General features: G+C 70.7%; 11 protein-coding genes. 3 read left to right on the forward strand and 8 right to left on the reverse strand.

All coding sequences use genetic code 11. The features are described 5' to 3' along the window. Position 1: 1 nt before the first annotated feature. Complete coding sequence (locus AB0K02_RS06535) at positions 2-1,273, reverse strand: MFS transporter (protein ID WP_365991224.1); 1,272 nt, start codon at positions 1,271-1,273, stop codon at positions 2-4. 144 nt (positions 1,274-1,417) lie between these two features. Between AB0K02_RS06535 and AB0K02_RS06540 the strand changes: the two genes are divergently transcribed. Together AB0K02_RS06540 and AB0K02_RS06545 are read left to right on the forward strand one after the other, a co-directional pair. Next, positions 1,418-2,524 carry a LacI family DNA-binding transcriptional regulator gene (locus tag AB0K02_RS06540; protein WP_365991225.1) on the forward strand — a complete coding sequence of 369 codons (1,107 nt, stop codon included), beginning with the start codon at positions 1,418-1,420 and terminating at the stop codon, positions 2,522-2,524. Between the two features lie 57 nt (positions 2,525-2,581). Further along, positions 2,582-3,634 carry a hypothetical protein gene (locus AB0K02_RS06545; protein ID WP_365991226.1) on the forward strand — a complete coding sequence of 351 codons (1,053 nt, stop codon included), beginning with the start codon at positions 2,582-2,584 and terminating at the stop codon, positions 3,632-3,634. A gap of 92 nt (positions 3,635-3,726) precedes the next feature. On the opposite strand, the gene prcA is transcribed toward AB0K02_RS06545, so the two are convergent. From prcA to arc, 5 genes are all read right to left on the reverse strand, one after another. After that, on the reverse strand, positions 3,727-4,491 hold the full coding sequence (prcA, locus tag AB0K02_RS06550) for a proteasome subunit alpha (RefSeq protein WP_365991227.1): 765 nt from the start codon (positions 4,489-4,491) through the stop codon (positions 3,727-3,729). 39 nt (positions 4,492-4,530) lie between these two features. Further along, a complete protein-coding gene (gene prcB / locus AB0K02_RS06555) occupies positions 4,531-5,376 on the reverse strand; it encodes a proteasome subunit beta (protein WP_365991228.1) in 846 nt (281 codons plus the stop codon). A gap of 147 nt (positions 5,377-5,523) precedes the next feature. Next, positions 5,524-5,742, reverse strand: coding sequence for a ubiquitin-like protein Pup (locus tag AB0K02_RS06560; RefSeq protein WP_030879180.1), 219 nt, complete (start codon positions 5,740-5,742; stop codon positions 5,524-5,526). 149 nt (positions 5,743-5,891) lie between these two features. Beyond that, entirely contained in the window at positions 5,892-7,403 is a 1,512-nt protein-coding gene (gene dop / locus AB0K02_RS06565; protein WP_365991229.1) for a depupylase/deamidase Dop, read from the reverse strand. A gap of 256 nt (positions 7,404-7,659) precedes the next feature. After that, positions 7,660-9,426, reverse strand: a complete 1,767-nt coding sequence (gene arc / locus AB0K02_RS06570; RefSeq protein WP_365991230.1) for a proteasome ATPase — start codon at positions 9,424-9,426, stop codon at positions 7,660-7,662. Positions 9,427-9,689: 263 nt separating this feature from the next. On the opposite strand from arc, the gene AB0K02_RS06575 reads away from it, so the two are divergent. After that, entirely contained in the window at positions 9,690-10,001 is a 312-nt protein-coding gene (locus AB0K02_RS06575) for a ferredoxin (RefSeq protein WP_365991231.1), read from the forward strand. A gap of 4 nt (positions 10,002-10,005) precedes the next feature. Here AB0K02_RS06575 and AB0K02_RS06580 read toward each other — a convergent pair whose 3' ends face one another. Together AB0K02_RS06580 and AB0K02_RS06585 are read right to left on the reverse strand one after the other, a co-directional pair. Next, on the reverse strand, positions 10,006-10,587 hold the full coding sequence (locus AB0K02_RS06580) for a hypothetical protein (RefSeq protein ID WP_365991232.1): 582 nt from the start codon (positions 10,585-10,587) through the stop codon (positions 10,006-10,008). Positions 10,588-10,817: 230 nt separating this feature from the next. Beyond that, positions 10,818-11,705, reverse strand: a complete 888-nt coding sequence (locus AB0K02_RS06585; protein WP_365991233.1) for a tRNA (adenine-N1)-methyltransferase — start codon at positions 11,703-11,705, stop codon at positions 10,818-10,820. Positions 11,706-11,791 lie beyond the last annotated feature (86 nt).

An 11,791-nucleotide genomic window follows, 5' to 3' on the forward strand; every position in this document is an offset into this window, starting at 1 on the left:
ATTACGCCTCACGGCCTGAACTGAAACCGGGTTGGGCTGCATCGTTTCGATCATTTTCCGATGAGTGCGGACCCGAGCCCGCAATGCCCTCGGTACGGCCCGCGACGGCGAGCACGCGCTGAGTGGTCGTCAGAACGAGCAGGGCCGCGAATCCGCCGGCGCCGGCGACGGCGAAGCTCCACGCGGTGCCCCCGATCTCGACGGCGGGGCCCGCCACGGCCGTGCCGACGGCCGCGCCGACGCCGAAGGTGGTCACCAGCCACGAGAACGCCTCGGTGACGGTGCCGCGCGGGGCGTGCCGGTCGACGACGATGAAAGCGCAGGCGATGGCGGGTGCGAGGAAGACGCCGGCGAGGGCGGACAGCGCGGTCATCGCGACGACACCCGGAGTGAGCACGAGCGGCAGATAGCCGAGGGCGAGCAGGGCGACGATGGCGCGCAGCCTGGTCTCCGGCGCTCCGGCCCACTGCCGCGCGCCGTACACGGTGCCGCCGACGAGGGCACCCAGGCCGAGTGCGGCCATCAGCCAGCCGTAGACGGCCTCGCGGCCGTGATCGTCGGCATAGGCGACGCCGGCGACGGTGATGGAGCCGAGTGCGAGGCCCACGAAGAAGAACGCGCCGAGCAGGGCGAGCAGCCCCGGTGAGCGCAGGGCGCCGAGCCAGTGGGCCTCACGAGGGGCCGAGCGCCAGGCACGGGACGGCCCGGAGAGCACGACGGACAGGGCGCCGGCGACGCCTATCGCGTTGATGACGAGGAGCGCGGCGGCGGGTGACCAGACGGAGACCAGCACAGTGACCAGCAGCGGGCCCACGGTGAACATGATCTCCTGCGCGACCGCGTCCATGGCGTAGGCTCGGTGCACGCGCTCCTCCTGGCCGAGCACGCTCGGCCACAGGGCACGCAGTCCGCCCTCGAGCGGCGGCGTGAACAGTCCGGCGACGATCACCGCGGTGTACGCGAGGGGCAGCGAGCCGGTCCCGACGACGGCCAGCAGCAGCATTCCGAGCGCCGAGACGACGGCGGAGGGGAACTGGACCCTCGGCTGTCCGTACAGGTCGACGGCGCGGCCGAGCAGGGGCTGGCCCACGGCCGTGGCCAGTCCGTACACGGCGGCGAGAGCGCCGGCGAGTGTGTAGCTGCCGCCTTCGGCGCGCGTGAACAGGACGATGGCGATGTGGGCGGTGGCGGCGGGCAGCCGGCCCACGAGGGTGCCGGTCAGCAGCCGTGCCGCGTGCGGCGCTCTGAGGATGTCTGCGTATCCGGCGGCCATCCGGGAACCCCTCTCCCCCGGACCGTTCCGAGGTTTTACGTATAACTTCCTTCTCCATACGTACCATGTCGACAGTCCGCGGGTCCACCGTGCCGCCGCCCCGGACGCTCGCGGAACACACAGCGCGGCCGAGGACGGCACCGCATGGCACACCCGACCCCCGAGGGCCGTCCCGTCCCGGCGGAAGTGGGCTCCACCCGGCCCACGAGCAAGGACGTGGCCCGCGTCGCCGGGGTCTCGCAGGCCACGGTCTCCCTGGTCCTGGGCGACAAGTGGCGCGGCCGCGTCTCCGAGCGCACCGCCTCCCTGGTGCGCGACGCAGCCCGGGAGATCGGCTACCGGCCGAACCTCGCCGCGCGCAATCTGCGCCTCGGCCGCACGAGGACGGCGCTGCTCGTGGTGCCGGCCCTCACGAACGAGTTCTTCGCGCGCGTCTACACCGGTGCGGCCACCGTCGCCGCCCGGCACGGATTCGGCGTCGTCCTCTACCCGTCACCCGAGGGCATCGGGCCCGCCAGGGACCCGTTCGCGTCCGCCCGGGCCGCTCTCGACGGAGTCATCGCCTCCTCGATGGCCGCCGGTACGCTCGCCGCGATCCACGGCAGCGACCTGCCGCTCGTGATGCTGGACAGCGACCCCTCGGACACCGGCGTCGCCGCCCACGTCAACCTGGACGTCGCCGACGGCATGCGTCAGGTGACGGACCATCTGCTCGGGCTGGGGCACCGGCGGTTCGTCCACCTCGCGTCCGCCGTCGCCTCCTGGACGTTCGACGTGCGCGCGCGGGCGCTGCGCTCGGCCCTGGCGGCCGCGGCGGATGTGGAACTGACGACCGTCGCGGCACCGCTCGACGTGGACTCCGGCCGCGCGGCGGCCGAGCGGGCGCTCACCGCGCCGGGCCCCCGGCCGACCGCGCTGATCTGCGACGACGACATCCTGGCCGCGGGCGCGTGCAAGGCGGTGCGCCGGCTCGGGCTGCGCGTGCCCGAGGACGTCTCGGTCACGGGCTTCGACGACCTCGCCCTGGCCACCGCGGTCGAGCCGGAGCTGACCACGGTGCGCCTCCCCGCGGAACGGATCGGCGAACGCGGCATGTCGGCGCTCCTCGCGGTGCTGGACAACCGGCCGCCCGAACAGGACGTCCTCCCCGTCGAACTGGCCGTGCGCGGCTCGTCGGCGCCCCCGCCGCACAGCGGCCCGGCGTCTGCCGACGGCGCGCGTCCGGCCGGAAACGGCCGGACGTCCCCCTGACCGATTCGCTGCCTCCGCGCTTGAGGCGCCGCGACGGCCCGTGGAACGATCGCGATCATGACCAGTGCCGCCCAGCGCCCGATCGACGCGACGCTGCTCGGCGGCGTACGAGCCCGGGGCTCGGTGCACCCCGCCTCCGGCGAGCGGCTCGGAGTGCGGCACGAGGACCGGATCGAGCTGCACGACCGCACGGCGTTCCTCGCCGGCGACCCCTCACTGCTGCACTCCCTGGCGCTGCCCTGCCCGGCGCGGGCCACCCCGCTGCCCGACGGGACGGTCGTCGCGGCCGAGGACACCCAGATCAGGGCGCTCGGCGCCGACGGGCGCACCCGCTGGGCGCTCCCCCACCCCGTCTGGCACCACAGCTCGCGAGGCCCGCGGCCGCCCGGTGCGCCGGTCGTCAGTCCCGACGGACGCCTCGTCTGCGCCGTCGTACCGACGCTCAAGCCGGACATCGAGGAGCACGTGTACGTCCGCGACACGCTGCTGCTCCTGGACGCCGCCACCGGCGCCGTCCTCGCCGAGCGGCCCGTCGGCTCGATCGCCTCCGGGATGACCGGCACCTGGCACCCCGACGGCCACCTGATGGCACTGTCCTGCTGGACGGCCTGGGCGAGCTGGACGACGTGGTGGGTCGAACCGCGGCACGACGGGCTCCACATCCGCGGCGGGGTCGGCATGCACGAGGTCGTCGGCTTCCTGCCCGGCACCACCCGGGCCCTCACCCTGCGGCGCGCCGAGCACATCGCCGTCAACGACGACCGTGACGAGCTGGCCGCCCACGACGCCGCGAGCGACGAGCAGATCGCGCTGTTCGACCTGTCCGCGCTCGCCGCGGACCCCGAGAACGACGAGTTCACCGCGGCCTGTCTGCTCGACGACGCCCATGTGCTGGTCGCGGGCCGGATCTTCCCCCGGGGCAGACCGCCCGCCACCCGGCACTGGCTGTGCGACGCGCGGACCCTCGCACCGCTGGGCAGGCTGCGCTATCCACGCCGGGTCGGCACGGCCGTCACTCCGCTCGGCGACGGCACGTGGCTGACCCGCCACGGCGACGAACTCCACCACTGGGCACTGCCGCCCACCCTGGGGCCCGCAGGCCGCGCCTGACGCCGCAGGCCTCGTTCCTCCCCTCCGGCACGGCAGTGCCCCGGACCGCACGGGCGGCCCGGGGCCGGCGGCCACAGGTGATGCCGGGCGCGCTACTCCGCGCCCTCCTCCGTGTCCTCGATGTCCGAAGGGGCGTCGGTCGGCGCCGTGGCGGCCTCCTCGGCCTCCAGCAACCGCGACAGCTGCCGCCCGATGATCCGCTTGAACTTCCGCGCCTGCGGCCGCGTACGGTCCAGGACCGCGACCTCCAGGCGGTCGGCGGGGATCTCCCGGTCGGTGCCGTTGGCCTGGCTGGACAGCGCCTGCACGGCGAGCTTCAGCGCCTCGGCCAGGGACATCCCGTCGCGGTGCCGCTGGTCGAGGAAGCTGCTGATCTGCTCCGCGTTGCCGCCGACGGCGACCGAGCCGTGCTCGTCCACGATCGAACCGTCGTGCGGGAGGCGGTAGATCTGGTCGCCCTCGGGGGACGCGCCGACCTCGGCGACGACCAGCTCGACCTCGTACGGCTTCTCACCGGCGCTGGAGAAGATGGTGCCCAGCGTCTGCGCGTACACGTTGGCGAGGCCGCGGGCCGTGACGTCGTCGCGGTCGTAGGTGTATCCCCGCAGGTCCGCGTAGCGCACTCCGCCGATGCGCAGATTCTCGTACTCGTTGTACTTGCCGGCCGCGGCGAAGCCGATCCGGTCGTAGATCTCACTGAACTTGTGCAGCGCGCGGGACGGGTTCTCGCCGACGAAGACGATGCCGTCGGCGTACTGCATGACGACGAGGCTGCGACCGCGGGCGATGCCCTTGCGGGCGTACTCCGCCCGGTCGGCCATGGCCTGCTGGGGTGAGACATAGAACGGCGTCGACACCGGCTATCCGTCCCTTTCTGTCAAAGGCGAGTACATGGATCAGAGCAGCGCGGCGCGCGGGCCGTCGGGGTGGGCCAGGCGGCCTTCGAGGATCGAACGGGCGATCTCGGAGGTCTCGGCCTCGGTGAGCCTGCGGAAGCCCTCGTCGGTGATGACCGTGACGATGGGGTAGATCCGCCGGGCCACGTCCGGGCCGCCGGTCGCCGAGTCGTCGTCGGCGGCGTCGTAGAGCGCCTGGACGACCAGCGTGGTGGCCTGCTGCTCGGTCTGGTCCTCGCGGTAGAGCTTCTTCATGGCGCCGCGCGCGAAGATCGAGCCGGAGCCGGTGGCCGCGTACCCCTGTTCCTCGGAGCGGCCGCCCGTGACGTCGTAGGAGAAGATGCGGCCCTTGTCGCGGTCGATGTCGTAGCCGGCGAAGAGCGGCACCACGGCCAGGCCCTGCATGGCCATGCCGAGATTGCTGCGGATCATCGTGGAGAGGCGGTTGGCCTTGCCCTCCAGGGAGAGCTGGACGCCCTCCACCTTCTCGAAGTGCTCCAGCTCCAGCTGGAACAGCTTGACCATCTCCACGGCCAGGCCGGCGGTGCCGGCGATGCCCACGGCCGAGTACTCGTCGGCCGGAAAGACCTTCTGCATGTCGCGCTGCGCGATCATGTTGCCCATCGTGGCGCGGCGGTCGCCTGCCAGCACCACGCCGCCAGCGAACGTCGTCGCGACGATCGTCGTGCCGTGCGGGGCCTCGAAGGCTCCCTGCACGGGCGGCAGCGATCGGTTGCCCGGGAGCAGCTCCGGTGAGTGCTCGCCGAGGAAGTCCATGAAGGACGAGGAGCCCGGCGTCAGGAAGGCTGCCGGCAGACGCCCGGTGCTACGAGGGTTGGCTTCCACGCGTTTCCTTCCGGGTAGGCGGCGGCCCGCCTCTGCACGCGCGGGCCGATCTTTCGAACTGTGCACGGACCTTACCCGCGCCGTGGCCGGTCATCCGTCCCGGTCCCCCCGGCTTTCGCCGGCGGGAGCCGGGACGGACAACGGTCGTTACTCGCCGCCCTTTTGGACGAAGGAACGCACGAAGTCCTCCGCGTTCTCCTCGAGGACGTCGTCGATCTCGTCCAGCACGGAGTCGACGTCGTCCGACAGCTTCTCCTGGCGCTCCTTGAGGTCTTCGGCCGCCTGCGCGTCCTGCGCCTGCTCCTCGACCTCCTCAGTGGAACGCGTGGCCTTCTGCTGTCCGCCGCCGGTGTCCTTGGTCGCCATGTCCCTCACCCCGCTCGGTTTGCCCTGACGTGAGTTCGTTCGGTCAAGATCAGACCCTACAAGCCGGGTCCGACATCGGCCCCGCACTTTCGCTCAACGTCCGGGGACCACCTCGATGATTCCCGGACGGGAGGACTTTCAGCCCCCGGTCAGCCGCCGGACAGGACGCGGACCAGCTCCTCGGCCGTGCGGCAGCGGTCCAGGAGCTCCTTGACGTGATTACGTGTACCACGCAGCGGTTCGAGCGTGGGCACTCGTTGCAGAGAGTCACGGCCGGGCAGGTCGAAGATGACCGAGTCCCAGGACGCCGCGGCCACGTCGTCCGCGTACTGCTCCAGGCAGCGGCCGCGGAAATAGGCCCTGGTGTCCTCAGGAGGGCCGGACTGGGCCCGCTCGACGGCCGGCTCGTCCACCAGGCGCTTCATCTTCCCGCGGGCCGCCAGACGGTTGTACAGGCCCTTGTCCGGCCGCACGTCCGCGTACTGCAGGTCCACGAGGTGCAGGCGGGCCGCGTCCCAGTCCAGGCTGTCGCGGCGCCGGTAGCCCTCCATGAGCTCCCGCTTGGCGATCCAGTCCAGCTCGCCGGACAGGCTCATGGGGTCGTTCTCGAGGCGGTTGAGCGTGTCCTCCCAGCGGGTGAGGACGTCCTTGGTCTGCTCGTCGGCGTCGGCGCCGAAGCGCTCCTCGACGTACTTGCGCGCGAGCTCGAAGTACTCCATCTGCAACTGGACGGCGGTGAGTGTGCGGCCGCTACGGAGTGTGACCAGATGCTGGAGGCTCGGGTCGTGCGAGACCTGGTGCAGGGTGCGCACGGGCTGCTCGACCGCGAGGTCGACCGCGATGAATCCGTCCTCGATCATCGACAGCACCAGGGCCGTGGTGCCCAGCTTGAGGTAGGTGGAGATCTCCGACAGGTTCGCGTCGCCGATGATCACGTGCAGCCGGCGGTACTTCTCGGCGTCGGAGTGCGGTTCGTCCCGGGTGTTGATGATCGGGCGCTTGAGGGTGGTCTCGAGGCCCACTTCGACCTCGAAATAGTCCGCGCGCTGGCTGATCTGGAAGCCGTGCTCGTGGCCGTCCTGGCCGATGCCCACCCGGCCCGCGCCCGTGACGACCTGGCGGGAGACGAAGAACGGCGTCAGATGGCGCACGATGTCCGAGAACGGGGTCTCCCGCTTCATCAGGTAGTTCTCGTGCGTGCCGTAGGACGCGCCCTTGTTGTCGGTGTTGTTCTTGTACAGGTGGATGGGCTGCGCCCCGGGCAGCTGGGCCGCCCGCTCGGCGGCCTCGGCCATGATCCGTTCGCCGGCCTTGTCCCAGAGCACGGCATCGCGCGGATTGGTCACCTCGGGCGAGCTGTACTCGGGGTGGGCATGGTCGACGTAGAGCCGTGCGCCATTGGTGAGGATCACATTGGCCAGGCCGATGTCCTCGTCGGTGAGCTGGCTGGAGTCGGCGGCCTCGCGGGCGAGGTCGAAGCCGCGGGCGTCCCGCAGCGGATTCTCCTCCTCGAAGTCCCAGCGGGCGCGGCGCGCCCTGTGCATCGCCGCCGCGTAGGCATTGACGATCTGGGACGAGGTGAGCATGGCATTGGCGTTCGGGTGGCCGGGGACGGAGATGCCGTACTCCGTCTCGATTCCCATTACTCGCCGTACGGTCATGCGGCCCTCCTTGCCCGGCGGCGCTCCCCGCTGGGAGCGGCGCTCAGATACCGCTGGCTCTCCGGTGCGCGTGCGGTGCCCGTCCCCGCACTCCGCGACTCGTCGGTACCGAAGAGCCTAGAACGCCGCCGCGTGGGTGGGGAGATCAATTCGGTCATTGCTCGGTGTGGTCCCACCTGGCCGGAAAGCATCCGGCTGCGGATACCCGCCCCCTGCCGTCGCGGGGGACCGCGGCATCCGCAGCCGGTACGCCTGCCTACAGGTACTGACCGGTGTTGGCCACCGTGTCGATGGACCGGCCGGTGTCGGCGCCCTGCTTTCCGGTGACGAGGGTGCGGATGAAGACGATCCGCTCGCCCTTCTTTCCGGAGATCCGGGCCCAGTCGTCCGGGTTGGTGGTGTTGGGCAGGTCCTCGTTCTCCTTGAACTCGTCCACACATGCCTGGAGCAGGTGGGAGACGCGGATGCCCTTCTGGTTGTGGTCGAGGAAGGCCTTGATGGCCATCTTCTTGGCCCGGTCGACGATGTTCTGGATCATCGCGCCGGAGTTGAAGTCCTTGAAGTAGAGGACTTCCTTGTCGCCGTTGGCGTACGTGACCTCCAGGAAGCGGTTCTCCTCGGACTCCGCGTACATCTGCTCCACGACCGACTGGATCATGGCGTGGGCCGCGGCCTCCTTCGATCCGCTGTGCTCGCCGAGGTCGTCGGCGTGCAGCGGGAGCGAGGGGGTCAGGTACTTGGCGAAGATGTCCTTGGCGGCCTCCGCGTCCGGACGCTCGATCTTGATCTTGACGTCGAGCCGGCCGGGTCGCAGGATCGCGGGGTCGATCATGTCCTCGCGGTTGGAGGCGCCGATGACGATGACGTTCTCCAGGCCCTCCACACCGTCGATCTCGGCGAGCAGCTGCGGGACGATGGTGTTCTCCACGTCCGAGCTGACGCCCGACCCACGCGTGCGGAAGAGGGACTCCATCTCGTCGAAGAAGACGATGACGGGGGTGCCCTCGCCCGCCTTCTCCCGGGCGCGCTGGAAGACGAGGCGGATGTGCCGCTCGGTCTCACCGACGTACTTGTTGAGGAGCTCGGGGCCCTTGATGTTGAGGAAGTAGCTCTTCCCCGCGGGCTGCCCGGTCACCTCGGCGACCTTCTTGGCAAGGGAGTTGGCGACGGCCTTGGCGATGAGCGTCTTGCCGCATCCGGGCGGACCGTAGAGCAGGATGCCCTTCGGCGGCCGCAGTTCGTGCTCCTTGAAGAGGTCGGGGTAGAGGTACGGCAGCTCGACCGCGTCGCGGATCATCTCGATCTGGCCGCCGAGGCCGCCGATCTTGTCGTAGTCGACGTCCGGGACCTCTTCGAGGACGAGCTCCTCGACCTCGCTCTTCGGGATCACCTCGTACACGTACCCCGAGCGCGGGTCGAGCAGCAGCGCGTCACCGGGGCGGATGGTGGTGTCCAGCAGCGGCTCCGCGAGCCGCACCACCCGCTCCTCGTCGGTGTGCCCGATCACCAGGGCGCGCTCGCCGTCCTCGAGGATCTCCTTGAGGGTGACGATGTCCCCGGCGCGCTCGAACTCCATGGCGTCGACCACGTTGAGCGCCTCGTTGAGCATGACCTCCTGGCCGCGCCGGAGCTCGTCGAGCTCGACGCTGGGGCTCACGTTCACCCGGAGCTTGCGGCCCCCGGTGAAGATGTCGCACGTGCCGTCCTCGTTCGCCTGCAGGAAGACACCGAAGCCGGCCGGCGGCTGCGCGAGCCGGTCGACCTCCTCCTTGAGGGCCACGATCTGGTCTCGGGCCTCACGGAGCGTGTTGGCGAGCCGCTCGTTCTGTGCGGACACGCCGGCCAGGTTGGTCTGCAGCTCGACGATCCGCTCCTCGAGAATCCTCGTATGACGCGGAGAGTCGGCGAGCTTGCGGCGCAGGACGGCGATTTCCTGCTCGAGATAGGCAACCTGGCCGGCTGGGTCGTCAGACCCCCGCCCCGGCCGGATGCCGCGGTTGATGTCGTCGTCGTGGGCTGCCACGGTCCTCACCTCCTCCAAGGGGAGCTGGACGCTTCCTGACCCTACCTGTGTGGGTGGTGATTGAAACCCCTAGATCACAAAGACGGAAGGGGTGTGTCCGATCTTCACCCTTGCGCTCTCCCTCGTGCCAGGGGAATACCCAGCAGATACCCACCCGGCAACATCGGAAAGCGGTCGGTTGTATCGTCGAAGCGTTCAACACCCGTCAGGGCTGGCGCGACTTGTATCACTTGCTGCGCCCGACGAAGGAAATGGCAGGAGATATGACCGTGCAGCACGAGGTTCCCACCGACGGTGCCGCCGAGGCTCTCGAGGTCTGGATCGACCAGGACCTCTGCACGGGCGACGGGATCTGTGCGCAGTACGCCCCCGAGGTCTTCGAGCTCGACATCGACGGGCTCGCCTACGTGAAGTCGGGCGACGACGAACTGCTCCAGGACCCGGGCGCGACAACGCCGGTGCCGCTGCCGCTGCTGAACGACGTCGTCGACTCCGCCAAGGAGTGCCCGGGCGACTGCATTCACGTACGTCGGGTTTCGGACAAGGTGGAGGTCTACGGCCCCGACGCGGAGTGAGCGGTCACATACCGCGCGCTTCCGGCGGGACGGCCCGCACGAACTTCCCGCCCTGCCACCGCCATTCGGCCTTCTCCTGCTCGTCGGGGCAGCAGCTCGGCACCTGCGGCGAGGAGTACCCGAGCAGAGTGGCCGTGATCACTCCGTCACGTACGGCGAGCGAGCCGACGCTGAGTTTCTCCACGGGCTGAACGAGCGTGGCCACGACGCGTGCCGCGGTCCCGCGGCCGGCCGCGAGGACGTAGACGCCGCTGGGCGGGGTGCCCGACCCGGCGGCGCACCGGGCCGCCACCACGGTCTCGGGGCCGCCGTCGCCGTCGAGGTCGCCCGTGGCCCGCTTGGTCACGACGCTGTCCACACCGCCGCATTCCAGGGGCAGCTCCACGCCTGCCGGATCGGGGGCCGACGCGGAGGCGGGCGCCGTCACGGTGCGTGATTCCGAGCCCTTCTGGGACGCGGTGGCGGCGTCGGGCTGGACGAAGCCGGCGGCGGCCACGACCGCGGCCATCGCCGTCGCGGTGGCCAGCCAGTGCACCGGGCGGGCGTGGGTGTGCGCGAGGTCCGGGACGGCTGCCGAGTTCTGCACGCGGGGTGTCTCCTGAGAGGCCAGGGCTTGTGGGGGTGGCCAGCATCGTGCCATACGTCACACGGGACCGGAACAGGGGGGTCCGTAAGCCTCGGGTAAAGAGCGCGCGGTGACAGGCCCTTGGGTGCGGAAGGGCTGCCGACAGGGCGTCAACACGACGGCGCCGCCGCGGAGTTCCGGCCGGTGAGACGGGAACTCGGCGGCGGCGCCGTCGTCTTGTACGGATGAGGTCAGCCCTTGTTGGGACCCTCGTAGTCCTCGCCGTAGGCGCCCTTGGCGGGACGGCGGCGGCGCATCGGGGGCTCCACGCCGTCGGCCAGGCGGCGGGCGGTGACCAGGAAGCCGGTGTGTCCGATCATCCGGTGATCGGGGCGCACGGCCAGTCCCTCGACGTGCCAGTTGCGGATCACCGACTCCCAGGGCTGCGGCTCGGCGAAGCAGCCGATCTCGCGGATGGACTCGACGGTGCGCGCGAGCTGGGTGGTCGTCGCGACGTAGCAGCAGAGGATGCCGCCGGGGACGAGCGCCTTGGAGACGGCCTCCAGGCACTCCCAGGGCGCGAGCATGTCCAGGATGACGCGGTCGACGTCGGAGTCGGTGAGGTTGTCCTGGAGGTCGCCGACCGTGAGCTGCCAGGCGGGGTGCGGTCCGCCGAAGTAGCGCTCCACGTTCTGCTGGGCGATCTCGGCGAAATCCGCGCGGCGCTCGTAGGAGTGGAGCATGCCGTGGTCGCCGATGGCGCGCAGGAGGAAGCTGCTCAACGAGCCCGAGCCCACGCCGGCCTCCACGACGCGCGCGCCGGGGAAGATGTCGGCGAAGGCCAGGATCTGCCCCGCGTCCTTGGGGTAGACCACGGCGGCGCCGCGGGGCATGGACAGGACGTAGTCGGGGAGCAGGGGGCGCAGCGCGAGGTAGGCGACGTTTCCCGTGGTACGGACAACACTGCCCTCGGGAGCGCCGATCAGCTCGTCGTGCGGGAAGGAACCCTTGTGGGTGTGGAAGTTCTTCCCGGCCTCGAGCGTGAACGTGTAGTGGCGTCCCTTGGGGTCGGTGAGCTGGACCTGGTCCCCGACCTTGAAGGGCCCGCGACGGCGGGCGGCACCGGTCGGTTCGGACATGCGACCAGCCTACCGGGCCCCGGCCCCGCCCCGGACCACGCCCCTGGCGGGGGCGGAGCCCCATGAACCCCCGTACGGTCTGCCGG

The sequence above is a fragment of the Streptomyces sp. NPDC049597 genome, assembly GCF_040675505.1.
GTDB lineage: Bacteria > Actinomycetota > Actinomycetes > Streptomycetales > Streptomycetaceae > Streptomyces.